The organism is Geodermatophilus ruber, from assembly GCF_900114385.1.
Lineage (GTDB): Bacteria > Actinomycetota > Actinomycetes > Mycobacteriales > Geodermatophilaceae > Geodermatophilus > Geodermatophilus ruber.
Genome location: NZ_FOSW01000015.1, coordinates 104,237 through 129,537, shown reverse-complemented (window position 1 = coordinate 129,537; position 25,301 = coordinate 104,237). Strand labels below are relative to the sequence as shown.

Sequence of the window (25,301 nt, the reverse complement as noted above, 5' to 3'; positions counted from 1 at the left end):
CGCGCCACCGCGACTCGCGGGATAGCGCCCGCCCGGCCCGGGTAGAGGATCCGCCCGTCCCGAGCACAGGGAGGCACGATGACCCGGCAGATGGATCTCCCGCACCTGGGCGAGGCCCTGGGCACCGACTTCTTCTCGGTGCGCGAGCAGTTCACCGACGAGCAGTGGGCGCGCTTCCTCGCGGTCCGCCGGTTCGTCGACCGGGAGGTGCTGCCGGTCGCCGGCGACTACTGGGAGCGGGCCGAGGTCCCCTGGCCGCTGATCCGCCGGCTGCCCGAGCTGGGCGTCGTCGGGGAGAGCATCACCGGCCACGGAGCGGCCGCGATGAGCCCCATGGCCGCCGGGCTGGTGCACATGGAGCTGCACCGCGGCGACGGCAGCCTCGGCACCTTCCTCGGGGTGCACGCCGGGCTGGCCATGCAGTCGATCGACATGTGCGGCTCCGAGGAGCAGAAGGCGCGCTGGCTGCCGCCGATGGCCACCCTGGACCAGATCGGCGCGTTCGCGCTCACCGAGCCGGAGCACGGGTCGGACTCCGTCGCGCTGGAGACCACCGCGCGGCGGGAGGGCCACACCTGGGTCCTCGACGGCAGCAAGCGCTGGATCGGCAACGGCACCCTCGCCGACCTGGTCGTGGTCTGGGCGCGGGACGTCGCCGACGGCCGGGTCAAGGGCTTCGTCGTCGAGACCCCCGCCGAGGGCTACACCGCCTCGGTCATCACCGGGAAGGTGTCGCTGCGGTCGGTCTGGCAGGCCGACATCGAGCTGCGCGGTGTCCGCGTCCCCGAGGAGAACCGGCTGCAGGAGGCGCACAGCTTCGCCGACACCGCCCGGGTGCTCGCCACCACCCGCAGCTCCTGCGCCTGGATGGCGCTGGGGCACGCCACCGCCGGCTACGAGACCGCCCTGGCCTACCTCCGGGAGCGCCGGCAGTTCGGCAAGCCGCTGGTCAGCTTCCAGATCGTGCAGGAGCGGCTGGTGCGGATGCTGGCCGCGCTCACCGGGATGCAGCTGTACTGCATGCAGATCGGCCGGCTGGCCGAGGCCGGGCGGCTGTCCCCCACCGTCGCCGGGCTGGCCAAGATGCACAACACCCGGACCGCCCGCGAGGTGCTCGCCGAGGCCCGCGATCTGATGGGCGGCAACGGCATCCTGCTGCAGAACCACGTGATCCGGCACATGGCCGACATCGAGGCGATCCACACCTTCGAGGGCACCGAGACGGTGCAGACCCTGATCGTGGGCCGGGACATCACCGGGATCAGCGCCTTCACCTGAGCCGCCTCCGCGAGGCTCGCCGGACGCTGCTCTCCCGGCCGACCTCTGCCCGTCATCTCCCGGTCACGTGCGCCCACCAGGCTCGGGGTACGCGGGCCCGCCCCCCGGGCCCCGGCACCCGGAGGGCTCCGTGACCGGTCCTGCTGCTCCCTCTCTCCCCGGTCCGCAGGCCCGCTGGCTGCGGACCGGGGCCGCCGTCGCCGTGGGCCGGCTGCGCCCACCCGTCGGCAGCTCCCGGCGGCGTGCGGTGTGCGGCGCCGCGCGGGTACTCGCCGGCCTCGGCGTGCGGGTGGACGTCCGGGCGCCGTCGGTCGCCTGGCCGCGCACCGGTACCGGGCTGCTCCTGGTCGCCAACTCCGTCTCGGCACTGGACCCGCTCGTGCTGCTCACCGCCGTGCCGGGCGCCACCGTCGCCGGGGCCGCCGGCCGGATCGCCGGGGTCCCGGTGCCCGCCGTCCCCGCGGTCACCGGCCGGCTCGCCGCGCTGCTGCAGCGCGGGACGTCGGTGGCCGTGGGTCCGGAGGAGCCGGCCGCGGACGGCTCACCGCTGGGCCGCTTCTCCCCGGCGCTGCTGGCTGCCGCGGTGGACGCCGGAGCCCCGGTGTGCCCGGTCGCGCTCCGCTACCGCGGGGCCGGGGCCTCGCCCGCGGCGGCCGGCTCGACCGTGGGGGCGCTGCGCTGGCTGGCCCGTGCGCCCGGAGCGGTCGTGGAGGTGCACCTCCTGCCCGCGCTGTCCCCCGCCGGCGCGACGGCGGCCGAGCTGGCCACGCTGGCGGAGTACGCCGTCGCGGCCGTCCTCGAGGGGCCGGCAGCAGCGGCGCTGGTCAGGCCTCGGTGACGCCGCCCCCGGTGACGGCCAGCCGGCGGTTGGTCTCCACCGCCGCGAGCATCCGCCGGTCGTGGGTGACCAGCAGCAGCGTGCCCCGGTAGCCGGCCAGGGCCTGCTCGAGCTGCTCGATCGCGGGCAGGTCGAGGTGGTTGGTCGGCTCGTCGAGGACCAGCACGTTGACCCCGCGGGCCTGCAGCAGCGCCAGGGCGGCCCGGGTGCGCTCACCTGGGGACAGGGTGTCGGCCGCGCGCAACACGTGCTCGGCGGTCAGCCCGTACTTGGCCAACAGGGTGCGCACCTCCGCGGCCGGCCGGTCGGGGACCTCGGCGGAGAAGGCCTCCAGCAGCGGTTCGGTGCCGAGGAACGCGGCCCGCGCCTGGTCGATCTCGCCGATCCGCACCGCCGGCCCCAGCGAGGACCGGCCGGCGTCCAGCGGCGCCCGGCCCAGCAGGGCGGCCAGCAGCGTCGACTTGCCGGCACCGTTGGGCCCGGTGATCGCGACCCGGTCCCCCCAGTCGACCTGCAGGTCCACCGGGCCGAGGGTGAACCCGCCGCGGCGCACCACCGCCCCCGAGAGGGTGGCGACCACCGCACCGGCCCGCGGCGCAGCGGCGATCTCCATGCGCAGCTCCCACTCCTTGCGGGGCTCCTCCACGACCTCGAGCCGCTCGATGCGCCGCTCGGTCTGCCGGGCCTTGGCCGCCTGCTTCTCGGAGGTCGCGCGCATGTGCGCGCGGATGTTCTTGTCCGGCTCGCTCCCGGCCTTGCGGACGGCGTTGCGCACGCCCTTGGCCATCCAGTTGCGCTGCATCCGCGCCCGGTCCTCCAGGCCGGCCTTCGTCTCCGCGTACTCCGCGTACTCCTCGCGCGCGTGCCGGCGGGCCACCTCCCGCTCGACGAGATAGGCCTCGTAGCCACCGTCGTGCACCCGGACCAGCTGCTGGGCCAGGTCCAGCTCCACCACCCGGGTCACGGTGCGGGCGAGGAACTCCCGGTCGTGGCTGACCACCACGATCCCGGCACGGGCGCCGGTCACGAATCGCTCCAGCTGGTCCAGCCCGGCCAGGTCCAGGTCGTTGGTCGGCTCGTCGAGCAGCAGGACGTCGTAGCGCGAGAGCAGCAGCGCGGCCAGCCCCACCCGCGCGGCCTGCCCGCCGGAGAGGCCCGCGGTGAGGGCGTCCAGGGCGACGCCGGGCGCCACCTCGGCGACGACCTCCTTCGCGCGGTCCTCGAGGTCGGCACCGCCCAGGGAGAGCCAGCGTTCGAGCGCGTCACCGTAGGCGTCGTCGGCGCCGGACCGGCCCTCGCTGAGGGCCTCGGTGGCGGCGTCGAGCGCGCCCTGCGCGGCCGCCACACCGGTCCGGCGCGCCAGCGCGGCCAGCACCGTCTCCCCCGGCCGGCGCTCGTGCTCCTGCGGCAGGTAGCCCAGGGTCGACGTCGGCGGGCTGACGGTCACGCTGCCCGAGTCGGCCGGCAGCTCCCCGGCGAGCGTGCGCAGCAGGGTGGACTTGCCCGCGCCGTTCACCCCCACCAGCCCGACGACGTCGCCGGGGGCGACCACCAGGTCGAGGTCGGAGAAGAGGACGCGGGCGCCGTGGCCGGCCGCGAGGCCGCGGGCGACGAGGGTGGCGCTCACGACCGCCATCCTCCCCGACGGCGATCACCGGCCGCGGTCCCCCTGTTTCACCCCGGGGTGTGCGGCTCCTCGTCGTCGGACCGGTCGAGGACGTCGTCGGCCATCTCGTCGAGCATGCCCTCGAAGGAGTTGTCCTCCTCGGTCGACGGGCGGCGCCGGACCAGCCACGGCTGCAGGTTGTCGTAGCCACGCACCGACACCCGCCGCAGGGGGCGCACCCGGTAGGCCGGAAGGCCGCGCAGCTGCCGGGCGAGGACCCGGTCGACCAGCAGCGAGCCGGGGCGGGCGATCGACGTGAGCCGGCTGGCCAGGTTCACCACCGGGGAGTAGACGTCGCCCAGTCGGGTCAGCACCGGACCGTAGGCGGCGCCCACCCGCAGCGGCGGGCGGTCCTCGGCCCGCCACGCGTCGGGCAGCTCCAGCCCGATCTCCACGGCGTCGACGGCGGAGGCCGCGGTGTAGAGGACGCCGTCGCCGACGGTCTTCACCACCCGTCCGTGGTGCCGGGCGATCACCTCGGTGGCGGTGCTCTCGAAGTCCTCGACCATCGCGCCGAGCTCGCGCCCGCCCATCCCGCGGCTGCGCGAGGTGTACCCCACCAGGTCGGCGAAGCCCACGGCGAGCTCCCGCCGGTCGCCCGGGCCGGCCGCGGCGAGCACCCGCTCGGCGTTGGCGGCCAGGTGCCGGCGCCACACGTAGTCCTGGACCCGGCGCAGCAGCGGGAGCAGCATCGAGGCGGTGGCCACCGCCTCTTCCGGTGAGATCGGCCGCGGACCACCCGTCTCCTCGTCGCCGCGGGTGAGGACGTCGGCGAGCATGTCGGTCTGCCAGTCCGCCAGCCGCGACAGGGACTGCCCCATGGCCCGGGCGATCGACGCCTCGGTCGAGGGATCGACGAACCCGGAGTCGATCAACTCCGAGAGCAGACGGAGCGCCTCGACGTCGGCGTCGGTGAAGACCGGGTCGTCGTCGGCGACGTCCGGGAAGCCCAGCGCGCGCCACAACCGTTGGGTGCGCTCCGGCGGCATCCCGGCCATCGCCGCGACCTGCAGGCGGGTGAAGCGCCGCGGCCCGTCGAGCAGCAGGCGCTCCAGTGCCTCGCGGGCGTCGCTCAGGTCCGCGGAGGCGTCGTCGGGTCCGGTGTCCGGCAGCGGTCAGTCCGTGGTGTGCACGACGAGCACGTCGACCGCAGAGCGGCGGGTCACGTCCGCGGGGACGGAGCCGAGCAGCCGGCCCTTGAGGCTGTTGAGCCCGCGGTTGCCCACCACCAGCAGGTCGGCCCGCTCGCGGGCGACGACGTCCAGCAGCGTCTCGACCGGCGAGCCGACCACGGCGACCGGGTGCACGTCGCCGGCGCCGGCCGCCTTGGCCTGCTCCGTGGCGGTGCGCACCGTCTCCTCGGCCGGGGCGGAGCCGATGACCTGGTAGGCCTCGTTCCCGAGGACCTCCCGGGCCCGCTGGACCTCGCGGTCGTCGCCCCGCGGGGGCAGGTAGGCGCAGACGATCACCAGCCGGGCGCCGCAGGCCCCGGCCAGGGCGCCAGCCCGGCCCACCGCGCGCAGCGAGGACTCCGACCCATCGGTTCCGACGACCACGGTGCGATAGGCGCTCACGGACTCTCCTGGCTGGCGCTCTCGGCCGCGTGCGCGGCGGGACTGTGCTGACCGGCGGGCGTCTCCGCTCGCCGCCGAGCCGGAACCTACCGAAGCAGCACACCGCCGGTGTGCCCGGGGTCACGTGCTGTGGGCACCCGGGGAGCCCACCACGGCACCCGGGGTCCGGCGCGGCACTCCTGGGAGTCGTTGCCGTGCGGTTGGATGGCTGCGTCCGGACGACGAGGAGGAGACCGCCATCCATCCCGGCAGCAGCACCCACCGTGACCCGGTTCGCATCGAGGTCCGCGGCCTCACCAAGTCCTTCGGCGCCGTCCGCGCGGTCGATGACCTCACCTTCACAGTCGAGCCCGGCTCGGTCACCGGGTTCCTCGGCCCCAACGGGGCCGGGAAGACCACCACCCTGCGCATGGTGCTGGGGCTGGAGCGGCCCGACGCAGGCACGGCGACGTTCGACGGCGTCACGTACCCGGCCCTGCCGGCGCCGGTGCGCACGGTCGGTGCGGTGCTCGAGACTGCGTTCCATCCCGCCCGCTCGGGCCGCAACCACCTGCGCGTGTACTGCCGGGCGGCGGGCCTGCCGACGGCCCGGGCCGACGAGGTGCTCGCCCAGGTCGGCCTGACCGACGCCGGTGGACGGCGGGCCGGCGGCTACTCGCTGGGCATGCGGCAGCGGCTGGCCCTGGCCACCGCCCTGCTCGGTGACCCCGCGGTGCTCGTCCTCGACGAGCCGGCCAACGGCCTGGACCCCGAGGGGATCCAGTGGCTGCGCGGGTTCCTGCGCCACCTGGCCCACGACGAGGGGCGCACGGTGCTGGTCTCCAGCCACCTGCTCGCGGAGATGGAGCAGACCGCCGACCGCGTCGTCATCGTGGGCGCCGGTCGCCTGGTCCGCGAGGGCTCGATCGCCGAGCTGCGCAGCGGAGCGCAGGGGGCCGGCTCGGTGGTCGTCCGGAGCCCGGAGGCCGACCGGCTGGCCCAGATCCTCGGCTCGGCCGGGTTCACCGTCACGCCGGACGGGGACGGCCTGGTGACCGTCGCCGCGGCGACGCCGGCCGACGTGGGTGCCCGGGCCTTCCAGGCCGGCGTCGAGCTGCACGAGCTGCGGGCCGAGACCAGCGGCCTGGAGGACCTGTACTTCCGGCTGACCTCCGGCCAGGAGCAGTTCGCCGCCCCCCACCCGGACCCGACGACGCAGGGAGCCACCCGATGACCGCCCTCGTCCGCGCCGAGTGGACCAAGCTGTTCACGACCCGCGTGTGGATCGGGCTGCTGCTCGGTGCAGTGGTGATGGTCGCCGGGTTCACCGTGCTGCTGACCTCGTTCGCCGGCGATCCCCAGAGCGGCATCCCGGAGGTCGGCACGCCCCACTACGAGGAGCTGGCCTTCGCGACCAGCGCGAACGTCGTCGTGCTGTTCCTCATCCTCGGCCTCATCGGGATGACCCAGGAGTACCGGCACCGCACCGCCACCCCGACGTTCCTGACCACGCCCCGCCGCGGTCGCGTGGTGATCGCCAAGCTGGTCGGCTACGCCCTGGCCGCAGTCCCCTTCGCCCTCGTCGTCCTCGCGGTGAACTACCTCGTCGTCGCCGTCCACGCCGGCGCCCGGGGGGCGGCACCCTCGCTGACCGGTGACAACCTGCGCGTGCTGCTGAGCGCCGGCCTCGCCCTGGTCGTCTACGCGATCATCGGGGTGGGGGTGGGTGCGCTGCTGCGCAACCAGGTCGGCGCGATCGTCGGGGCGCTGGTCTACCTCTTCGTCGTCGAGCCGGTCATCCGGTCGATCCCGGCGACGGCGCCGGCCTACAAGTGGATGCCCGGGGGCGCGCTGGAGGCGATGACCGCCACCCTGCAGGGCCCGGACCTCCTGGAGGCCTGGCAGGGTGGCCTGGTGCTGCTCGGTTACGGTCTGGTGGCCGCCCTGCTGGGCACACTGCTCGCCGTCCGGCGCGACGTCGTCTGACCTCGCGCTCGGCCCTTCCGATCCAGGAACGGGGATCCTCCATGACCACCCGCATGACCGCGCCGCGGCTGGGGCGGCTGATCTCCGAGGGGGACGGCGACGCGGTGCGCACCGCGATCGACGACTCACCTCGGCTGCTGTCCACCACGGTGGAGCACGCCGGCCAGGACGGCTGGACCCCGCTGCACCTGGCCGTGGCGGAGGGGCAGACGGAGATCGTGCAGCTGCTGGTGAAGGCCGGTGCCGACCTCGGCGCCCGCACCGAGCACGACCGCACGCCCTTGCACATCGCGCTGCAGTTCGCCCCGCACCTGGTCGTCGTCCTCCTGGAGCTCGGCGCTCAGGTGGACGCGCCCAGCGCCGCCTACCTCGACGACGTCGAGCAGCTGACCGCGGAGCTCGACCGCGGCGCGCCGCTGGCCGACCCGGTCACCGGCGTCGACCTGCTCACCTGGGCCGCCGCCGGCGGCGCGTCCAGCGCCGCCCGGACGCTGCTCGACCGCGGCGCCGACGCCGACGGCGGGGCGTTGCACGCCGCTGCCGCCCACGGGCAGCTGGAGCTCCTCCGCCTGCTGCTGGCCGCCGGGGCCGACGTCAACCAGCGCGAACCGGACACCGGGCGGTCCCCGCTCCACGCCGCGGTGTCCGCCGGTGGGGGCGGCGACGCGCCCGAGGTCGTACGCGCCTTGCTGGACGCCGGCGCCGACGTGAACGCCACCACCGCCGACGGGGCGAGCGCCCTGGACATCAGCCGGGTCGCGGCCGCCCGGAACCGCCGCGAAGACGCAGGTCAGGCCGCCGCGCACGACGCGCTGGCGGAGCTGCTCGTCGCCCGCGGCGCGACCGACTGAGCGTTCCCGCCCTCGCTCACCCCACCGGGGGGACCGACCGCTGTGCGGCGGGTCCGGCCCCTCGGACGGGCGTAGACTCCACCCCCTGTCCAGACACGTCCACCGACGACGAAGAAGGCACCCGCCCCCGTGTCAAGCGCGAGCTCATCCCGGCCGTCCGCCACCCCCTCCTCCTCCGCAGTGGCCGGATTCGGCACCAACGAGTGGCTGGTCGAGGAGATGTACCAGCAGTACCTCACCGACCCGTCCAGCGTTGACCAGGCCTGGCACGAGTTCTTCGCCGACTACCGGCCGGGGAGCCCGGTGGCCGCCAGCGACGACCGCGAGCGGCCGGCCGCCTCCCCCGACGGGCAGGCCGCCGCCGCGCAGCCCGCAGCCGCGCCGGCTCCGGGGCAGCAGCCCCGCCCCGCCGCCCCGGCCCCCCAGCGCACCGCCGGGCAGCCGGACGGCGACGGCGGCTCCTCCGCGCGGGCCACGCCCGTCCCGCCGCGGACCGAGGCGACGGTCGTGGACCACGCCGCGGACACCACCGCGACCCGGCAGAAGCCCGCGCCCGCCCCGAAGCCGGCCGCCAAGCCGGCAGCGAAGCCCGCCGGCGGCGAGGGCCCGAAGCAGACCCCGCTGCGCGGCGCCGCGGCCGCCATCGTCAAGAACATGAACGCGTCGCTGACCGTCCCGACGGCGACCAGCGTGCGCGCGGTGCCGGCCAAGCTCCTGGCCGACAACCGCATCGTCATCAACAACCACCTCGCCCGCGCCCGCGGCGGGAAGGTCTCGTTCACCCACCTGATCGGCTACGCGCTGGTCCGGGCCCTGGACGACTTCCCGGAGATGAACGCCAGCTACGCCGAGGTCGACGGCAAGCCGGTCCTCGTGCAGCCCGAGCACGTCAACTTCGGCCTGGCCATCGACCTGCCCAAGGCCGACGGTTCGCGCTCCCTCGTCGTCGCCTCCATCAAGGCCGCCGAGGAGATGGACTTCGCCCAGTTCTGGGCCGCCTACGAGGACATCATCCGCCGCGCCCGCGCCGGCAAGCTGACCGTCGAGGACTACTCCGGCACCACCATCAGCCTGACCAACCCGGGAACCATCGGCACCAACCACTCGGTGCCGCGGCTCACCGCCGGCCAGGGCGCGATCATCGGCGTCGGCGCGATGGAGTACCCGGCCGAGTTCCAGGGGATGAGCCCCGAGGCGCTCACCGAGATGGCGGTCAGCAAGATCATCACGCTGACCTCCACCTACGACCACCGGATCATCCAGGGCGCCCAGTCCGGCGACTTCCTCCGCCGGCTGCACTCGCTGCTGCTGGGCGAGGACGGCTTCTACGACGGCGTCTTCCGCTCGCTGCGGCTGCCCTACGAGCCGGTGCGCTGGGTGCCCGACGTGCGGGTCAGCCGCGAGGGCCAGATCGACAAGGAAGCCCGGGTCATCGAGGTCATCGAGGCCTACCGGCGCAACGGCCACCTCATGGCCGACACCGACCCGCTCGAGTTCAAGGTCCGCAGCCACCCCGACCTGGACATCCTCCAGCACGGGCTCACCCTGTGGGACCTCGACCGCACCTTCCCCGTCGGCGGGTTCGCCGGCGAGCGCACGATGGCTCTGCGGGACATCCTCGGCGTGCTGCGCAACTCCTACTGCCGCACCGTCGGCGTGGAGTACATGCACATCACCGACCCCGAAGAGCGGCAGTGGATCCAGCAGCGGGTCGAGCTCAAGCACGAGCAGCCCGACCGCGAGAAGCAGAAGCACGTGCTCGGCCGGCTCAACGCCGCCGAGGCCTTCGAGACCTTCCTGCAGACCAAGTACGTCGGCCAGAAGCGGTTCAGCCTCGAGGGCGGCGAGTCGGTCATCCCGCTGCTGGACGAGGTCCTGATCGCCGGCACCGACTACGACCTGGACGAGATCGCGATCGGCATGGCCCACCGCGGCCGGCTCAACGTGCTGGCCAACGTGCTCGGCAAGAGCTACGCCAAGATCTTCGGCGAGTTCGAGGGCAACATCGACCCCGGCACGGTCCAGGGCTCCGGTGACGTGAAGTACCACCTCGGCGCCGAGGGCACGTTCCAGAACCCCTTCGACGACGGCAAGTCCATCGCCGTCTCGCTGGCCAGCAACCCCAGCCACCTGGAGACGGTCAACCCGGTCCTGGAGGGCATCACCCGGGCCAAGCAGGACATGATCAACAAGGGCGAGCAGGGCTTCACCGTCATGCCCGTCCTGCTGCACGGCGACTCTGCCTTCGCCGGGCAGGGTGTGGTCGCCGAGACCCTCAACCTGTCCCAGCTGCGCGGCTACCGCACCGGCGGCACGGTGCACGTGGTCATCAACAACCAGGTCGGCTTCACCACCAGCCCGGCTGCGGCACGGTCGAGCCTCTACTCCACCGACGTCGCCCGGATGATCGGCGCGCCGGTCTTCCACGTGAACGGCGACGACCCCGAGGCCGTCGTCCGGATGGCGCGGCTGGCGGTGGACTACCGGCAGGCGTTCAAGAAGGACGTCGTCATCGACCTGGTCTGCTACCGCCGGCGCGGGCACAACGAGGGCGACGACCCCTCGATGACCCAGCCGCAGATGTACGACATCATCGACCGCAAGCGCTCGGTCCGGAAGCTCTACACCGAGGCGCTGATCGGCCGCGGCGACATCACGCTGGCCGAGGCCGAGGAGGCGCTGAAGGACTACCGCGGGCAGCTGGAGCGGGCCTTCGCCGAGACCCACGACGCGCAGGAGACCTCCACGCCCGAGCCGGTCATGGACCAGCCGCAGGAGGCCCCGGTCGCCACGGCGATCAGCACCGAGGTGCTCAAGGCGATCGGCGACGCGCACGTCTCCCTGCCGCAGGACTTCACCGTCCACCCGAAGCTCCAGCGGATGCTCGAGCGGCGCGCGGCGATGGTGAGCGAGGGCGGCGTCGACTGGGCGATGGGTGAGCTGCTGGCCTTCGGGTCGCTGCTCATGCAGGGCGTCCCCGTCCGGCTCGCCGGCCAGGACTCCCGCCGCGGCACCTTCGTGCAGCGGCACTCGGTGCTCATCGACCGGGAGACCGGCGCGGAGTACACGCCGCTGGCGCACCTGTCCGAGGACCAGGCGAAGTTCTTCGTCTACGACTCGCTGCTGTCGGAGTACGCAGCGCTGGGCTTCGAGTACGGCTACTCGCTGGCCGACCCCAAGGCGCTGGTCCTCTGGGAGGCGCAGTTCGGCGACTTCGTCGACGGCGCGCAGATGGTCATCGACGAGTTCATCAGCTCCGGCGAGGCCAAGTGGGGCCAGCGCTCCGGCGTCGTCCTGCTGCTCCCGCACGGGCTCGAGGGGCAGGGCCCGGACCATTCCAGCGGCCGCCCCGAGCGCTTCCTGCAGCTGTGCGCCGAGAACAACATGACCGTCGCCAACTGCACGACCCCGGGCAACTACTTCCACCTGCTGCGCCGCCAGGCGCTCTCGGAGGTGCACCGGCCGCTGGTCGTGTTCACGCCGAAGTCGCTGCTGCGGGCCAAGGCGGCGGTCAGCCCGGTCTCGGACTTCACCGACGAGACCTTCCGGCCGGTGCTGCTCGACCCGGGCGTCGGGGGCGAGCCGCTCGAGGGCGCCGCGGTGCGCCGGGTTCTGCTGTGCAGCGGCAAGGTCGCCTACGACCTGCTCGCCGCGCGGGAGGCCGAGGGCCGGGCGGACACCGCCGTGCTCCGCGTCGAGCAGCTCTACCCGCTGCCGGCCGAGCAGATCCGCCAGGCCCTGGAGGGCTACCCGAACGCCTCGGACGTCGTCTGGGTGCAGGAGGAGCCGGCCAACATGGGCGCCTGGCAGTTCATGGCGGTCAACCTGCCCGAGCACCTGCCGGCCGGCCGCTCGCTGCGCCGGGTCAGCCGCAAGGCGTCGGCCAGCCCCGCGGTGGGCTCGGCGAAGGTGCACGAGGCCGAGCAGAAGCAGCTGGTCGCGCAGGCCTTCGCCGACTGAGGTCCGGACGTGTACTTCACCGATCGGGGTCTGGAGGAGCTGGCCGACCGGCGGGGCGAGGAGCAGGTGACCCTCGCCTGGCTGGCCGACCAGATGCAGGCGTTCGTCGACCAGCACCCCGACTTCGAGGTGCCCGTCGAGCGGCTGGCCACCTGGCTGGCCCGCGGCGGCACGGACGACGACCTCGACGAGGAGTGAGCGCTCCCGGCCCGCACCGGCGCAGCTGTCGCCGGCGCGGGCCGGGGTTCGCCTCGACGTCCGGGAGCCCTGCTCCACCTGCTGGACGGCTGAGCACCGCGGCTGACTCGGGCGGTGTCGGTGCAGCTGGGGCCGGGTCCTAGCCTCGGGGCATGGGCACCGTCCTCACCGTCCTGCACGTCGTGACCGCCGTCTTCCTCGTCGGGCCGATGGCGCTGCTGCCACAGACTGCGCTGCGCGCGGTGCGGGCGGGCAGCGCCCCGGCGGTCGAGCTGCTCACCCGCTCCACGAAGGTCGTCACCTGGGCGTCACTGGCCGTCGCCGTCCTCGGGTTCGGGATCTCCGGCATCGAGGGCATCCCGCTGTCCCGGACGTGGCTGTGGATCTCGATCGTGCTGTACCTGGTCGCGCTGGTGCTCAGCCTGGTCCTCGTGATCCCGTCGCTGACCCGCGCCGTCGCCGCCCTGCAGCGCGACCCGTCCTCCGCCAAGGCCCTCTACGGGCGGATCGCGGCCGGCTCCGGGATCGTCTCGCTCCTGCTGCTGGCGGTCACGGTGCTCATGGTCTGGAAGCCCTGACCGACACGCCGGACGGCGGATCCCCCGCGCGGGCACGGGGCCGCGGCACCCTCTGAACGTGCTCGGTCACTCGCACGCCCTCTCCGGGCTGGCCGTCGGCGCGGCGACGCTGCCGTGGGCCCCGGTGGAGGGCACCGTCGCCCAGGCCGCCTGGATCGCCGCGGTCGGCGGCTTCGCGATGCTCCCGGACCTGGACGCCAACGGCTCGACCGTCTCGGACATGTGGGGGCCGGTCACCGACGTGCCCTCCGGCGCGATCGGCCGGCTGGCGCAGGGCCACCGCTGGGGCACCCACGACGCGGTCCTCGCGCCGGTGGCGTTCGGCGCGCTGGCCCTGGCGGCCGCCAACGCCTTCTGGTCCAGCCTGCTGCTGATGGCCCTGGCGATCGGGCTGGCGCTGCGGGCGCTGCACTTCGTCATCCCCGGCCGGGCGGAGAACACCGTCGTCGGCAACCTGCTGCTCTCCTGGGGCGGGGCCTGGCTCCTGCTCGACCACATGCCGCCACCGGGTTGGCTGCCCTGGGCCGTCGCCGTGGGGGTGCTCACCCACATCGCCGGTGACGCGATCACCCGGCAGGGCGTGCCGGTCCCCCTGGTCTGGCTGGTCCGCCGCTGCCGGCTCACGCTGACCCCGCTGCGCACCGGCGCCACGCTGGAGAAGGCCGTGCTCGCGCCCGCCTTCGTCGTGGCCACGCTGTGGTTCGTCTACGCCCACACCGGCGTCCGGCAGGCACTCGACCCGCTGCTGCAGGACCTGCGCGGCCTCGGTTGACCGCTACGGTCCGGACATGACCGGACACGTCCACGTCGCCCGGCTGCTGACCGACGGCGCCATGGCGGCGCTCGGCGGGCTGGGCCGGCCGGTCGTGATCGGCCCGGAGGGGCCGCCGTCGCGCGAGGACCTGCTCCGCGACACCGCGGGCGCGGTGGCGCTGATCAGCACGCTCACCGAGCGGGTGGACGCCGCCGTGCTCGACGCCGCCGGGCCCTCGCTGCGCATCATCGCGAACGTCGCCGTCGGGTTCGACAACGTCGACGTGGCCGCGGCCGCCGAGCGGGGCGTCGTCGTCACCAACACCCCCGGGGTCCTGGACGGCGCGACCGCCGACCTCGCGATGGGCCTGGTGCTGGCCGCCGCCCGCCGGATCGCCGAGGGTGACCGGTTCCTGCGCACCGGCACACCGTGGGTGTGGGGCCCGCGGATGATGGTCGGCCTGGACCTCTCCGCGGCCACCCTCGGCGTCGTCGGCTACGGCCGGATCGGCCGGGCCGTGGCCCGCCGGGCCCGCGCGTTCGACATGACCGTGCTGGCCACCCCCACCCGCTCACCGCTGTCGGCGGAGGAGCGGGCCGCGGTGGAGTTCCGGGAGCTGCCCGAGCTGCTGGCCGAGAGCGACGTCGTGACGCTGCACTGCCCGCTGACACCGGAGACCCACCACCTGGTCGACGACGCCGCGCTGGCCCGGATGAAGCCCACCGCGCTGCTGGTGAACACCGCCCGCGGCGGCGTGGTGGACACCGACGCGCTGGTCCGCGCCCTGCAGGAGGACCGGCTGGGCGGTGCCGCGCTGGACGTGTTCGAGGACGAGCCGCACGTGGACCCGCGGCTGGCGGCGCTGGGGCAGGTGGTGCTCACCCCGCACCTGGGCAGCGCCGCCGACCGGACCCGGGAGGCCATGTGCGGGCTCGCCGTGCGCAACGTCGCGGAGGTGCTCGCCGGGCGCCCGCCGCTCACCCCCGTGTGAGCGGGGTCGCTCGGTGACGGAGACCGTCACCGAGCGACCCCGGATCAGTGCGCGACGCCCTGCTCCCGCGCGCAGGCGGCGACCGCCTCGGCCACCGCGACGGCGACCCGGCGGTCCAGCGGGCTCGGGACGACGTAGTCGGGCCTCACGTCCTCGCCCACCACGTCGGCGATCGCGGTGGCCGCGGCCAGCTTCATCTCCTCGGTGATGCTGGTGGCCCCGGCATCGATCGCCCCGCGGAAGACGCCGGGGAAGGCCAGCACGTTGTTGATCTGGTTGGGCTCGCCGCTGCGCCCGGTCGCCACGACCGCTGCGTACTTCGCCGCCATCTCCGGGTCGACCTCGGGGATCGGGTTGGCCAGCGAGAAGACGATGCAGTCCTTGGCCATGGAGGCGATCGCCGACTCCGGCACCGAGCCGCCCGAGAGCCCGAGGTAGACGTCGGCGCCCTCGAGCGCCCCGATCATCGTGCCCGCGTAGCCGACCCGGTTGGTGTTCTCGGCGACCCAGCGCTTGATCGGCGTGAGGTCCTCGCGGCCGGTGTGCAGGATCCCCTGCGAGTCGGCCACGGCGATGTCACCGATGCCGGCCTCGAGCAGGATCTTGGTGCACGCGATCCCCGCCGCACCGGCGCCCGAGACGACCACCCGCAGGTCGCCGAGCTCCCGGCCCACCACGCGGGCCGCGTTGCGCAGCGCGGCCAGGACGACGATCGCCGTCCCGTGCTGGTCGTCGTGCATGACCGGGATGGCCAGCCGCTCGCGCAGCCGCTCCTCGATCTCGAAGCAGCGGGGGGCGCTGATGTCCTCGAGGTTGATCCCGCCGAAGGACGGCGCGATCGCGATCACCGTGTCCACGATCTCGTCGACGTCAGTGGTCGACAGCACCACCGGCACCGAGGACAGCCCGGCGAACTCGCTGAACAGGCAGGCCTTGCCCTCCATGACCGGCAGCGCCGCCGCCGGGCCGATGTCGCCGAGCCCGAGGACGGCGGTGCCGTCGGAGACCACGGCGACCACCCGCGGCGCCCAGGTGAAGCGGCGGGCGAGGTCGGGCTCGCCGGCGATCGCGCTGGAGACGCGCGCCACACCCGGGGTGTAGGTCAGCGCCAGGTCGGCGACGGAGTCGATCGGGCGGGTGGGACGTACGACCAGCTTCCCGCCTTCGTGCACCGCGAACGCCGGGTCGTCGGCGAAGCGGTCGGGGCTGCCCTGTGCGGGCTCGACGGAGGAGTGGTTGTCGCCCATGGACAGGACAGGGTAATCGGCCCCCACCGGGGCGCTCGCTACCGTGCTCGCCGTGGAGATCCGCGAGCTGGCCGTGCCCGACGCCTACGTCCTCGACCTCGTTCCGCACGGCGACGCCCGCGGCCGCTTCACCGAGTGGTACCGCGCCGACGTCCTGGCCGAGGTGACCGGTTTCGGCCTGACGCTGGCCCAGGCCAACCACAGCGTCTCCGCCCGCGGCGTGCTGCGCGGGGTCCACTTCGCGCTGGTGCCGCCCGGCCAGGCCAAGTACGTGTACTGCCCCGCCGGGAAGGTCCTCGACGTCATCGTCGACGTCCGTGTCGGCAGCCCCTCCTTCGGCGTCCACGACGCGGTCGTCCTCGACAGCGAGCAGCCCCGCGCGGTCTACCTCGCCGAGGGGCTGGGGCACGCGTTCGTCTCGCTGGCCGACGCCAGCTCGGTCACCTACCTGGTCTCCACCGGCTACTCCCCCGGCCGCGAGTTCGGCATCCACCCCCTGGACCCGGCCCTGGACCTGCCGTGGCCCAGCGATGTCGACTTCGAGCTCTCCGCCAAGGACTCCGCCGCCCCCACCCTCGCCGAGGCCCGGGAGCAGGGCCTGCTGCCCACGATGGAGCAGTGCGCCGCCCGTTACGCGGAGCTACGGACCCGCGGCTGAGGCCCCGGGGTCGGGCGCCGGCGCCAGCCGGCCCGGCCGGGGCCACAGCCGACCCACCACCCGGCCGACGACGACGGCCGCGCCGAACGCCCGGCTGTCGTCGGTGACCAGGGGATTGTCCCCCTCGACCCAGTGCCCCCCGGGGACCGCGCGGCGCACCCGCTTGACCACCAGCAGCTCCGGCCGGCCGGGGAACCGGGCGAGGACGACGTCCCCCGCGCCGATCCGGCCGTCCGGATCCAGCCGGCGCACCAGCAGCCGGTCGCCGTGGCGGACCGTGGGAGACATCGACGGGCCGGTCACCCGGGCCATCACCCAGGGCGTGAGCAGGGCCGGAACCCCCTCCGGGGGCCCCTCCTCGGACGTGTCTCCAGCGATCACCGCGAGTAGGGTCGCAGACGACCGAAACCGACGAGATCCGGAGGCACGTCCATGCGATTCCGCATGTTGTCCACCGTGGAGGCCAGCGCGCACTGCGACCTCCCCTGCGGCGTGTACGACCCGGCCCAGGCCCGCATCGAGGCGGAGTCCGTCAAGGCCATCCAGGAGAAGTACCAGGGCAACGACGACCCCGTCTTCCGCCAGCGCGCCGTGCTCATCAAGGAGCAGCGGGCCGACCTGGTCAAGCACCACCTCTGGGTGCTGTGGACCGACTACTTCAAGCCCCCGCACTTCGAGAAGTACCCGCAGCTGCACGAGCTGTTCAACAAGGCGACGAAGCAGGCCGGCGCGGCCGGCGGCAAGGGCAGCATGGACCCCGCCGAGGGGCAGAAGCTGCTCGACTACATCGCCGAGATCGACAAGATCTTCTGGGAGACGAAGGCCGCTTCCTGAGGTCTCCCGCAGCACCGCAGCGGCCGGCGAGCTCCCCGCTCGCCGGCCGTTCGCGTCCCCGCACCGCTGGTCCGGGTGAGCGACCGCTCCGCCGTGCGCCGGCACGGTGAACATCGCCACACCCGCCGCCCCGGCTTCCCCGAACGGCCCGGTCACCGCCCGACCCGAGCCGCCGACCGGTGATCCACCGGCCGACCCGAGTGCGTCCCGGTACCGTCTCACCACGATGCGCATCGACCCGGCCGGGTGGCCCTTCATCACCGGCCCGCTGGCCTCCGCCGCCGCACTGACCGCCGCGGGCCGGCTCTCCGGGCGCCGCTGGGCCCGGATCGCGGCCTGGCCGCTGGTGGCCCTCTCGGCCTACATGGCGCTGTTCTTCCGCGACCCCGATCGCCGGTGCGACACCCGCCTGCCGGCCCCGGACGAGATCCTCGCCCCCGCCGACGGTGTGGTGATGGTCGCCGGGGAGCCGCAGGAGGACGTGGCGCCCAAGGGCGACTGGCAGCAGGTGAGCATCTTCCTGTCCGTCGTCGACGTGCACGTCAACCGCTCCCCGTACCGCGGCGAGGTCGTCGAGAGCTCCTACCGCAAGGGCAGCTTCCTGGCCGCCTACCGAAAGGAGTCGGCGCACAAGAACGAGCGCAGCGAGATCTGGCTGCGCGACGGTGACCGCACCGTCGTCTTCCGGCAGATCGTCGGGGTGCTCGCCCGGCGGATCGTCACGCGCACCGGGGTGGGCCGCCACCTGGCCACCGGCGAGCGCATGGGCCTGATGAAGTTCGGCTCGCGGATGGACGTCTTCGTCCCTCGCGAGTGCACCATCACCGTCCGGAAGGGGCAGCGCGTGCGCGGCGGCGAGACCGTCATCGCCCGCTTCCCCTCGGCCGGCTGAGGGGGGCCGCCACCATGCCCAGTTCCGCGTCCGGCGCACGGCCCCCGCAGACGCGGCGCACCGCCACCGTCGAGTTCGTCCGCGGTTCCGTCCGGGGCACCCGCCGACGGGCGCTGGCCACCCTGCCCAGCCTCTTCACCCTGGCCAACATGATGTGCGGCTTCGCCGCGATCCTGGTGTCCATCCGCGGGCAGTACACCCTCGCCGCCGTCCTGGTCGGGCTGTCGGTGGTCTTCGACATCACCGACGGCGCGGTCGCCCGGCTGGTCGGCGCGGTGACCCCGTTCGGCCTGCAGTTCGACTCGCTGGCCGACCTGGTGTCCTTCGGCCTGGCCCCGGCGCTCCTGGCGTTCACGCTGTTCTCCGAGGGCCGCGACGAGTGGGACCCGCTCGGCTGGGTGGTCTGCTTCCTCTGGGTGGCGTGCGCCGCGATCCGGCTGGCCCGCTTCAACACCACCATCGACCCGACCGCCGACAAGCGCTACTTCACCGGCATGCCCAGCCCCGGGGCCGCGGGCGTCGTCCTGGCCTCGGTCTTCGCCTTCGGCGACCAGATGCAGGGCCGCGACCGCCTGTGGGTGCTGCTGATCGTCGCCGTCCCGGCCCTGCTCATGGTCAGCCGCATCCGGTTCCGCTCGTTCCGGTCGCTGGTCAGCCCCAAGAGCGGCCGGCCCTACGGCCTGATCGCCGCCGCGCTGGCGATCGTCGTCGGCTTCGCACTCGCCCCCGTGGTCACCGGCTGCGTCCTGGCCTACGGCTACCTGCTCGCGCCGGTCCTGGTGCCGGTGCTCTCCCCGCTCTCCCGGCTGCTGCCGGACCGCCTCAAGGAGCTGCTCACATGACCGTGCGGCCCATCCGACCCGCCGACGTCCCCGTCGTGGTGGGGCTCGTCCGCGAGCTGGCCGAGTACGAGAAGGCCGCGCACGAGGTGCGGCTGACCGAGGAACAGCTCACCGCCGCCCTGTTCGGCGACTCCCCGGCGCTGTTCGGGCACGTCGCAGTGGCTGACGAGGGGGTGGCCGCCGGCGAGGTCGTGGGCATGGCGCTGTGGTTCCTCAACTTCTCCACCTGGCGTGGGACCCACGGCATCTACCTCGAGGATTTGTACGTGCAGCCCCAGCACCGGGGCAGCGGTCTGGGCCGTGAGCTGCTGCGCACGCTGGCCGAGACGTGCGTGCAGCGCGGCTACAGCCGGCTGGAGTGGTGGGTGCTGGACTGGAACACCCCGTCGATCGAGTTCTACAAGGCCGCCGGCGCCGTGCCGATGGACGAGTGGACGGTCTTCCGGCTCACCGACGAGGCCCTGTCCGAGTTCGCCGCCGACCGCCGCGCGTCATGAGCCTCGAGCGGATCCCGGCCGAGTGCTGGCTCACCGACATGGACGGCGTCCTGGTCCACGAGGGGCAGGCGCTGCCCGGCGCGGCGGATTTCCTGGAGCGCCTGGTCGAGTGCGGCCGCCGGTTCCTCGTGCTCACCAACAACTCGATCTTCACGCCGCGGGATCTCGCCGCCCGGCTCGCCCGCTCCGGCCTGACCGTGCCGGAGGAGGCGATCTGGACCTCGGCCCTGGCGACCGCGACCTTCCTGTCCGCCCAGTGCCCCGGCGGGTCGGCGTACGTGATCGGCGAGGCGGGCCTGACCACCGCGCTCTACGAGGCCGGCTACACCCTCACCGACACCGACCCGGACTACGTCGTCCTCGGGGAGACGCGCACCTACTCCTTCGAGGCCATCACCCGGGCGATCCGGCTGGTCGGTCAGGGCGCCCGGTTCATCGCCACCAACCCCGATGTCACCGGGCCCTCCCCGGAGGGCCCGCTCCCGGCGACCGGCGCGGTGGCCGCGCTGATCACCCAGGCCACCGGGGCGAAGCCCTACTTCGTGGGCAAGCCGAACCCGATGATGTTCCGCAGCGCGATGAACCGGATCGAGGCGCACTCGGAGTCCACGGTGATGATCGGCGACCGGATGGACACCGACGTCGTCGCCGGCATCGAGGCCGGACTGGAGACGATCCTGGTGCTCACCGGCTCGACCACGGCCGCCGAGGTCAGCCGCTTCCCGTTCCGGCCGGCCCGGGTCGTGGACTCCATCGCCGACGTCGTCGACCTGGTGTGAGGCCGCCGGGGCCCGGCAGCGGGGCTCAGCGGTCGTGGAAGGCCAGCCGCGCCTCGGGCGTGGCCAGCAGGTACAGCTCCAGGCCGACCAGGGCCAGGATCGGGATTCCGACGAACGCCCCGCCCCACTCGAAGGCGGAGTAGTAGCCGAAGAGCCCCAGCAGGATCTGCAGCACGATCACCGGCCCGCGCGCCCAGCCCGACACCCGCCACAGCCCGACCGCCGCCGCACCCAGCAGCACTGCGAAGAACCCCACGTAGACGACCTCGGCCAGCGCCCGCCCGGTGCTCTCGGGGGTCGAGGCGAACGTCAGGTACAGCAGCACGAGCGCCAGGACGGCGAGCCCGGCGGCCTCGACGGCAACCACCAGCGCCGCCCGGCGGACCGCGGGCGGGGCCTCCGACGCCGGCCGCGCGGGCCGCGGCGCGGCGGGCTCGGCAGCGCCGCCGAGCAGCCGCTCGGCCCGCCTGCGGCCCTGCGACGGCCGCTGTCCGCGCTCCTCGGTCACGGGCGCGAGGGTACGCGGCACCCGCCGCTGCCCGGTTCCTGACCGGACCCGGGGCCGGCGCTGGCTAGCCTGGTCACCATGCGTGCGCTCGTGGTGGCCAACCTCGCGGCGACGACCACCAGCCGCACCATGCGCGACGCCGTCCTGGGCATGCTGGCCGACGAGCTGAAGGTGGACCTCGCCGAGACCGCCCACCGCGGGCACGCCAGCGAGCTGGCCCGGCAGGCGGCCGCCGAGGGCGTCGACCTCGTCGTCGCCCTCGGCGGTGACGGGACGGTCAACGAGGTCGTCAACGGGCTGCTGCACGCCGGCCCGGGCCCCGACGTCCCGCTGCTCGCCGTGGTCCCCGGCGGTTCCACCAACGTGTTCTCGCGGGCCCTGGGCCGCTCCCGGGACCCGGTGAGGGCCACCACCGAGATCGTCGACGCGCTGCGGGCCGGGCGCACCCGCCGGGTCTCCCTGGGCACCGTCAGCGTCCGCGGTGCGAGCGCCGTCCCGGCCGCGGTCCCCGACCCCGCGCTCGCCCGGGCCGCGGCCGACGCCGGGGCCGCGGCCCATCCGGAGTGGACCGCCCCGCGCTGGTTCGCCTTCTCCGCGGGGCTGGGCTTCGACGCCGACGTCATCGGCCGGGTCGAGGCACACCGGCGCCGCGGGCGGCGCTCCACCGGCGCGCTGTACGTGTGGGAGGCCACCAGCCTGTTCGTGCTGGGTCGGGAGCGGCGGCGCCCGGCGATGACCCTGGAGGTCCCCGGCGAGCCTGCGCTGGACGGGCTCTTCCTCTGCCTGGTGTCCAACGTCGCCCCGTGGACCTACCTGGGGGCCCGGCCGGTCAACCCGTCCCCCGAGGCCTCGTTCGACACCGGCCTGGACGTCTTCGCCATGGGCCGGATGGGGGTGCCGCGGATGCTGCACCACGTGCGGCAGGTCCTGGCCCGCCGGCCGGACGCGCGGGGGCGCGGCGTGCACCGCCGGCACGACCTCGACGAGTTCACCCTGACCGCGACCCGCCCCCAGGGCTGGCAGCTCGACGGTGACCACCTGGGGACGGCGACCGGCCTGCGGGTCCGCAGCGTTCCGGCCGCACTGCGCGTCCTTCGCTGAATTCCCGAGCGAGACCCATTATTCTCGGAATTGCGGGTCTTCCCGGCGGTCATTCACGAGCAGCGAACATTGTCAACGGGAATCGCGGTCCGATCGTCCGGTCGAGTGGCACACCTAGCATGCCCGTGGTGAGCTTGCTCACGAGGGGTCGACCGATGCCCTCGTTCTGCTTGACAGGTCCCCGCACCGTGAAAACATCGCGGTAGGAAAGCAACCTGTCGGTAACAAATGCACTAAGTCGCTGTGCCATGGCGCTGGGCAACCCGGTGTCGGCCTGCGGAGCGGTCCGAGGCCGGCGACTGATGCACCACACCGTAGACGACATCGAGGAGAACACAGCCATGGACTGGCGCCACCGCGCGCTCTGCCGCGACGAGGACCCGGAGCTGTTCTTCCCCATCGGGACGACCGGCCCCGCGCTCGTTCAGATCGAGCAGGCGAAGGGTGTGTGCCGGCGTTGCCCGGTGATGGAGTCGTGCCTGGACTGGGCCCTGCGCTCGGGTCAGGACTCCGGAGTCTGGGGCGGACTGTCCGAGGACGAGCGGCGCGCCCTCAAGCGGCGCCAGGCTCGCACCCGGGTGCACACCGCCTGAGCGTCCCGCACACCGGCGGCCGGGCTTCCCCGCCCGGCCCCGCCGCACAGAACCGTCACGAGGCCGGTCCGGGTTCCCCGGGCCGGCCTCGCGGCTTGGTGCCTCGTCATCCGGCAGGGACGGCGGTGTCATCGCCCCTCAGCGGACATCGCCCCTCAGCGGACATCGCCCCTCAGCGGCGGAGGCGACCCGCGCCGGGCAGGGTCAGGACCACCTCGGTGCCCGGCCGGTCGCCGGCAGGGGGGCCCATGACCAGGGTGCCGTCGAGCTCGCTGGTGACCAGTGTGCGCACGATCTGCAGGCCCAGCCCGTCGCTGGCGACCGGGTCGAAGCCCTCCGGCAGGCCGCGGCCGTCGTCCCGCACCCGGACGACGAGGTCCTCCCCGTCCCGTTCGGCCACGAGTTCGATGCTGCCGGGCGCCCCGTCCCGGAAGGCGTGCTCCGCGGCGTTGTGCAGCAGCTCGGTGACCGCCAGCACCAGCGGCGTCGCGGTCACCGACGGCAGCTCGCCGATCTGCCCGATCCGCCGGGTCCTCGCCGCCGGGCCGACCGAGGTGAGGTCGCCCAGCATCGGCAGCACCTGGTCGAGGACGTCGTCGACGTCCACCACGTCCTCCCGGCTGCCGGCCAGCGTCTCGTGGACGACCGCGATCGAGGACACCCGCCGCACCGACTCCTCCAGCGCCTCCCGGGCGGCCGGCTCCGTCATCCGGCGGGCCTGCAGGCGCAGCAGCGCGGCCACCGTCTGGAGGTTGTTCTTCACCCGGTGGTGGATCTCGCGGATCGTGGCGTCCTTGGTGAGCAGCGCCCGGTCGCGGCGGCGGACGTCGGTCACGTCGCGGACCAGCACCAGGGCGCCGGCCTCCTCGCCGGGGGCCTGCAGGGGCAGCGCGCGCACCAGCATCGTGGCCGTCGCGCCCTCGACGTCCATGGGGTCGGGGAACCGCCCGGCCGCCGCGGCCCGGATCCCGGCCGCCACCGCCTCGCCGGCCACCCGGTCGACCGCCACGTCCCGGGTGAGCCGGGCCAGGTCGGCGCCGACGACGTCGCCGCGCACCCCGATCCGGCGGTAGGCCGACAACGCGTTGGGGCTGGCGTAGACGGCGCAGCCGGTGCTGTTCAGCCGCACCAGACCGTCACCGGCCCGCGGGCTCATCTCGGCGTCGACCAGCTTCTCCGGGGGGAAGGTGCCGGCCGACACCATGAGGCAGAGATCGGCCGCGATGTCGAGATAGGTGAGCTCCAGGGTGGACGGCGCCCGGGTCGCCGCGAGGTTCGTGTCGCGGGCCAGGACGGCGACGACCACGCCGTCGTGGCGTACCGGGACGACCTCCCGCCGGCGCGGGGTGCTGCCCGACCAGTCCGGCTCCCCCTCGGTGACCGGGCGCCCGTCCCGGTGGGCCACCACGAACGGCTCCGCGGCCGGCCCGGACACCTCGGCGCCGACCAGGTCCTCGGGCTGGCTGGTGGGGGCGGTCAGCGGCCGCACCTGCGCCACGCACCACCAGCCGCCGTCGGCGAGCGGCACCCACAGGGTGAGGTCGGCGAAGGAGAGGTCGGCCAGCAGCTGCCAGTCGGCGACCAGCCGGCGGGCGTGGTCGATCTGGGCGGGCTGGGACGCCGAGCCCCGCGTGAGGCGTTCGGAGAGGCTGCTCATGGTGCCCCGAGGGTAGGGCGGCCCCCGCCCGGGCTGCCCACCGCCGACGCGTCGTCCGTGTCCATCGAGGACGCCGGCCCGGAGGACGTCCCCCGCATCGCCGAGCTGACCATCGACGTCCACGTCGGTGGCGGCCCGCGGATTCCAGCGAGAGTGTCGCCGGTCTAACGAGCGACAGCCCTACGCCTACGTCCTCTGGCGAACGACACTGCCGCTCCGATGAACGACACTCTGAGCCCGCCGCCAGTTCGGTCTCCCACTGCCGCCGAGAGCGTCCTGACTCGTCATACGTCCGCGGCGGGTGTTCGCCAAGCGCGGCCTAGCGATCACCGAGCTGTGGCGTCGCTGACCGCGGGTTCTGCTCCGACGCAGGCCGGCGCACCCGCCCGGCGGCCGAGCCACCGGTCGGCCAGCCGGACGGTGAGAACCGGCAGCAGCGCGATCGTCGCGAAGATGGCGGCGCCGCCCGCGCCTACGCCCAGCCACTGACCGAGCCCGAATCCGGTCGTCGCGCCGATCTCCTCGCTGGCCACCCCGATCGCCGGAACGCACAGGAAGAGCGCCCCGGCCGCCGGCAGCAGCCACCGGACCCAGTGCGTGGTGAGTGCCGCGACCACGCCCCCAGGGACGAGCACGAGCGCGTAGAGCAGCAGCACAAACGACGTACCGGTCACGGAGAACGAGCTCGATCCCGATGCCGCCAACGACACCAACGACATCAGCCCGCGGGAGAGCGCGCCGAGCGCCGTCCCCACAACCAGTGCCGCCAGCACACCCGCGCCTGCCTTGATGCCCACGCTCGCCCTCTTCACGGTCGGATACCGCGGGAAGATAGCGGCGAAACCGCTGCGTGGGGGCTCAGTAGACGCCGATGCGGATGTACGGGTTCTTGGCCGGGTCCATCCACCGCGGCAGCTGCACATCGTCGTCCGACGGACCGCGACGCAGCCCCAGAAGGGTCGTTCAGCGGACGCCGTGTCGTTCAGCAGAAGGCACGGACGGGACAGTGCCGTTCAGAGGAGAACCCGCGCAGTGCCGCT

26 protein-coding genes are annotated in these 25,301 nt (G+C 74.0%); 18 read left to right on the top strand and 8 right to left on the bottom strand.

The window, feature by feature from the left end; translation table 11 throughout:
* Positions 1 to 78 precede the first annotated feature (78 nt).
* Together BMZ50_RS20240 and BMZ50_RS20235 are read left to right on the top strand one after the other, a co-directional pair.
* Positions 79 to 1,278: an acyl-CoA dehydrogenase family protein gene (locus tag BMZ50_RS20240; RefSeq protein ID WP_091328823.1), complete on the top strand. Its 1,200-nt coding sequence runs from the start codon at positions 79 to 81 to the stop codon at positions 1,276 to 1,278.
* A 130-nt stretch (positions 1,279 to 1,408) separates the two neighbouring features.
* On the top strand, positions 1,409 to 2,116 hold the full coding sequence (locus BMZ50_RS20235) for a lysophospholipid acyltransferase family protein (RefSeq protein ID WP_091328821.1): 708 nt from the start codon (positions 1,409 to 1,411) through the stop codon (positions 2,114 to 2,116).
* On the opposite strand, the gene BMZ50_RS20230 is transcribed toward BMZ50_RS20235, so the two are convergent.
* The 3 genes from BMZ50_RS20230 to BMZ50_RS20220 form a co-directional block, all read right to left on the bottom strand.
* Entirely contained in the window at positions 2,103 to 3,752 is a 1,650-nt protein-coding gene (locus BMZ50_RS20230; RefSeq protein WP_245753767.1) for an ABC-F family ATP-binding cassette domain-containing protein, read from the bottom strand. The genes BMZ50_RS20235 and BMZ50_RS20230 overlap by 14 nt on opposite strands.
* Positions 3,753 to 3,790: 38 nt before the next feature.
* Positions 3,791 to 4,825 (bottom strand): adenylate/guanylate cyclase domain-containing protein, encoded by a 1,035-nt coding sequence (locus tag BMZ50_RS20225; RefSeq protein WP_281245451.1) that lies wholly within the window; start codon positions 4,823 to 4,825, stop codon positions 3,791 to 3,793.
* Between the two features lie 72 nt (positions 4,826 to 4,897).
* Positions 4,898 to 5,356, bottom strand: a complete 459-nt coding sequence (locus BMZ50_RS20220; RefSeq protein ID WP_091328815.1) for a universal stress protein — start codon at positions 5,354 to 5,356, stop codon at positions 4,898 to 4,900.
* 277 nt (positions 5,357 to 5,633) lie between these two features.
* Here BMZ50_RS20220 and BMZ50_RS20215 point away from each other — a divergent pair, with 277 nt between their 5' ends.
* From BMZ50_RS20215 to BMZ50_RS20180, 8 genes are all read left to right on the top strand, one after another.
* Positions 5,634 to 6,569 carry an ABC transporter ATP-binding protein gene (locus BMZ50_RS20215; protein WP_218146359.1) on the top strand — a complete coding sequence of 312 codons (936 nt, stop codon included), beginning with the start codon at positions 5,634 to 5,636 and terminating at the stop codon, positions 6,567 to 6,569.
* Positions 6,566 to 7,321, top strand: a complete 756-nt coding sequence (locus BMZ50_RS20210; RefSeq protein ID WP_091328813.1) for an ABC transporter permease — start codon at positions 6,566 to 6,568, stop codon at positions 7,319 to 7,321. Before BMZ50_RS20215 ends, BMZ50_RS20210 begins: the two co-directional genes overlap by 4 nt.
* Before the next feature lie 41 nt (positions 7,322 to 7,362).
* The gene (locus BMZ50_RS20205) at positions 7,363 to 8,172 is read left to right on the top strand and encodes an ankyrin repeat domain-containing protein (RefSeq protein ID WP_091328811.1); all 810 of its coding nucleotides are present in this window, start codon (positions 7,363 to 7,365) and stop codon (positions 8,170 to 8,172) included.
* A gap of 180 nt (positions 8,173 to 8,352) precedes the next feature.
* Positions 8,353 to 12,132, top strand: coding sequence for a multifunctional oxoglutarate decarboxylase/oxoglutarate dehydrogenase thiamine pyrophosphate-binding subunit/dihydrolipoyllysine-residue succinyltransferase subunit (locus BMZ50_RS20200; protein ID WP_245753765.1), 3,780 nt, complete (start codon positions 8,353 to 8,355; stop codon positions 12,130 to 12,132).
* Positions 12,133 to 12,141: 9 nt separating this feature from the next.
* The gene (locus BMZ50_RS20195; protein ID WP_091328807.1) at positions 12,142 to 12,330 is read left to right on the top strand and encodes a DUF6104 family protein; all 189 of its coding nucleotides are present in this window, start codon (positions 12,142 to 12,144) and stop codon (positions 12,328 to 12,330) included.
* Between the two features lie 152 nt (positions 12,331 to 12,482).
* Positions 12,483 to 12,908 (top strand): DUF2269 family protein, encoded by a 426-nt coding sequence (locus BMZ50_RS20190; RefSeq protein WP_091328805.1) that lies wholly within the window; start codon positions 12,483 to 12,485, stop codon positions 12,906 to 12,908.
* A 58-nt stretch (positions 12,909 to 12,966) separates the two neighbouring features.
* Complete coding sequence (locus BMZ50_RS20185) at positions 12,967 to 13,680, top strand: metal-dependent hydrolase (protein ID WP_091328803.1); 714 nt, start codon at positions 12,967 to 12,969, stop codon at positions 13,678 to 13,680.
* Between the two features lie 16 nt (positions 13,681 to 13,696).
* Positions 13,697 to 14,653 (top strand): 2-hydroxyacid dehydrogenase, encoded by a 957-nt coding sequence (locus BMZ50_RS20180; RefSeq protein WP_091328801.1) that lies wholly within the window; start codon positions 13,697 to 13,699, stop codon positions 14,651 to 14,653.
* Between the two features lie 44 nt (positions 14,654 to 14,697).
* Here the strand turns inward: BMZ50_RS20180 and BMZ50_RS20175 are convergent, their stop codons facing one another.
* Positions 14,698 to 15,900 carry an NAD(P)-dependent malic enzyme gene (locus BMZ50_RS20175; RefSeq protein ID WP_091328800.1) on the bottom strand — a complete coding sequence of 401 codons (1,203 nt, stop codon included), beginning with the start codon at positions 15,898 to 15,900 and terminating at the stop codon, positions 14,698 to 14,700.
* Positions 15,901 to 15,952: 52 nt separating this feature from the next.
* Between BMZ50_RS20175 and BMZ50_RS20170 the strand changes: the two genes are divergently transcribed.
* Positions 15,953 to 16,558, top strand: coding sequence for a dTDP-4-dehydrorhamnose 3,5-epimerase family protein (locus BMZ50_RS20170; RefSeq protein WP_091328871.1), 606 nt, complete (start codon positions 15,953 to 15,955; stop codon positions 16,556 to 16,558).
* Here BMZ50_RS20170 and BMZ50_RS20165 read toward each other — a convergent pair.
* Positions 16,541 to 16,939, bottom strand: a complete 399-nt coding sequence (locus BMZ50_RS20165) for a S26 family signal peptidase (protein ID WP_245753764.1) — start codon at positions 16,937 to 16,939, stop codon at positions 16,541 to 16,543. The two genes, BMZ50_RS20170 and BMZ50_RS20165, sit on opposite strands and share 18 nt — an antisense overlap.
* A gap of 51 nt (positions 16,940 to 16,990) precedes the next feature.
* Between BMZ50_RS20165 and sodN the strand changes: the two genes are divergently transcribed.
* The 5 genes from sodN (at position 16,991) to BMZ50_RS20140 (ending at position 20,402) form a co-directional block, all read left to right on the top strand.
* Positions 16,991 to 17,392 (top strand): superoxide dismutase, Ni, encoded by a 402-nt coding sequence (gene sodN, locus BMZ50_RS20160; RefSeq protein WP_091328796.1) that lies wholly within the window; start codon positions 16,991 to 16,993, stop codon positions 17,390 to 17,392.
* 226 nt (positions 17,393 to 17,618) lie between these two features.
* Entirely contained in the window at positions 17,619 to 18,284 is a 666-nt protein-coding gene (locus BMZ50_RS20155) for a phosphatidylserine decarboxylase (RefSeq protein WP_091328869.1), read from the top strand.
* Positions 18,285 to 18,298: 14 nt separating this feature from the next.
* Entirely contained in the window at positions 18,299 to 19,126 is an 828-nt protein-coding gene (gene pssA / locus BMZ50_RS20150) for a CDP-diacylglycerol--serine O-phosphatidyltransferase (RefSeq protein ID WP_091328794.1), read from the top strand.
* Positions 19,123 to 19,623, top strand: coding sequence for a GNAT family N-acetyltransferase (locus BMZ50_RS20145; protein ID WP_091328792.1), 501 nt, complete (start codon positions 19,123 to 19,125; stop codon positions 19,621 to 19,623). Before pssA ends, BMZ50_RS20145 begins: the two co-directional genes overlap by 4 nt.
* Entirely contained in the window at positions 19,620 to 20,402 is a 783-nt protein-coding gene (locus BMZ50_RS20140) for an HAD-IIA family hydrolase (protein ID WP_091328790.1), read from the top strand. The genes BMZ50_RS20145 and BMZ50_RS20140 overlap by 4 nt, the downstream gene beginning before the upstream one ends.
* Positions 20,403 to 20,427: 25 nt before the next feature.
* On the opposite strand, the gene BMZ50_RS20135 is transcribed toward BMZ50_RS20140, so the two are convergent.
* On the bottom strand, positions 20,428 to 20,910 hold the full coding sequence (locus BMZ50_RS20135) for a hypothetical protein (RefSeq protein WP_245753763.1): 483 nt from the start codon (positions 20,908 to 20,910) through the stop codon (positions 20,428 to 20,430).
* Between the two features lie 78 nt (positions 20,911 to 20,988).
* Here BMZ50_RS20135 and BMZ50_RS20130 point away from each other — a divergent pair, with 78 nt between their 5' ends.
* Positions 20,989 to 22,011, top strand: coding sequence for a diacylglycerol/lipid kinase family protein (locus BMZ50_RS20130; RefSeq protein ID WP_091328786.1), 1,023 nt, complete (start codon positions 20,989 to 20,991; stop codon positions 22,009 to 22,011).
* Positions 22,012 to 22,313: 302 nt separating this feature from the next.
* Positions 22,314 to 22,604 (top strand): WhiB family transcriptional regulator, encoded by a 291-nt coding sequence (locus BMZ50_RS20125; protein ID WP_425432020.1) that lies wholly within the window; start codon positions 22,314 to 22,316, stop codon positions 22,602 to 22,604.
* A gap of 172 nt (positions 22,605 to 22,776) precedes the next feature.
* Here BMZ50_RS20125 and BMZ50_RS20120 read toward each other — a convergent pair whose 3' ends face one another.
* The gene (locus tag BMZ50_RS20120) at positions 22,777 to 24,261 is read right to left on the bottom strand and encodes a sensor histidine kinase (RefSeq protein ID WP_091328783.1); all 1,485 of its coding nucleotides are present in this window, start codon (positions 24,259 to 24,261) and stop codon (positions 22,777 to 22,779) included.
* Positions 24,262 to 24,587: 326 nt separating this feature from the next.
* On the bottom strand, positions 24,588 to 25,058 hold the full coding sequence (locus tag BMZ50_RS20115) for a hypothetical protein (RefSeq protein WP_143087235.1): 471 nt from the start codon (positions 25,056 to 25,058) through the stop codon (positions 24,588 to 24,590).
* Positions 25,059 to 25,301 lie beyond the last annotated feature (243 nt).

Coding starts and splice junctions, on each gene's coding strand:
- BMZ50_RS20240 (WP_091328823.1), top strand. CDS start 79: ATGACCCGGCAGATGGATCTCCCGCACCTGGGCGAGGCCCTGGGCACC.
- BMZ50_RS20230 (WP_245753767.1), bottom strand. CDS start 3,752: ATGGCGGTCGTGAGCGCCACCCTCGTCGCCCGCGGCCTCGCGGCCGGC.
- BMZ50_RS20210 (WP_091328813.1), top strand. CDS start 6,566: ATGACCGCCCTCGTCCGCGCCGAGTGGACCAAGCTGTTCACGACCCGC.
- BMZ50_RS20205 (WP_091328811.1), top strand. CDS start 7,363: ATGACCACCCGCATGACCGCGCCGCGGCTGGGGCGGCTGATCTCCGAG.
- BMZ50_RS20190 (WP_091328805.1), top strand. CDS start 12,483: ATGGGCACCGTCCTCACCGTCCTGCACGTCGTGACCGCCGTCTTCCTC.
- BMZ50_RS20180 (WP_091328801.1), top strand. CDS start 13,697: ATGACCGGACACGTCCACGTCGCCCGGCTGCTGACCGACGGCGCCATG.
- BMZ50_RS20175 (WP_091328800.1), bottom strand. CDS start 15,900: ATGGGCGACAACCACTCCTCCGTCGAGCCCGCACAGGGCAGCCCCGAC.
- sodN (WP_091328796.1), top strand. CDS start 16,991: ATGCGATTCCGCATGTTGTCCACCGTGGAGGCCAGCGCGCACTGCGAC.
- BMZ50_RS20155 (WP_091328869.1), top strand. CDS start 17,619: ATGCGCATCGACCCGGCCGGGTGGCCCTTCATCACCGGCCCGCTGGCC.
- pssA (WP_091328794.1), top strand. CDS start 18,299: ATGCCCAGTTCCGCGTCCGGCGCACGGCCCCCGCAGACGCGGCGCACC.
- BMZ50_RS20145 (WP_091328792.1), top strand. CDS start 19,123: ATGACCGTGCGGCCCATCCGACCCGCCGACGTCCCCGTCGTGGTGGGG.
- BMZ50_RS20140 (WP_091328790.1), top strand. CDS start 19,620: ATGAGCCTCGAGCGGATCCCGGCCGAGTGCTGGCTCACCGACATGGAC.
- BMZ50_RS20130 (WP_091328786.1), top strand. CDS start 20,989: ATGCGTGCGCTCGTGGTGGCCAACCTCGCGGCGACGACCACCAGCCGC.
- BMZ50_RS20125 (WP_425432020.1), top strand. CDS start 22,314: ATGCACCACACCGTAGACGACATCGAGGAGAACACAGCCATGGACTGG.
- BMZ50_RS20120 (WP_091328783.1), bottom strand. CDS start 24,261: ATGAGCAGCCTCTCCGAACGCCTCACGCGGGGCTCGGCGTCCCAGCCC.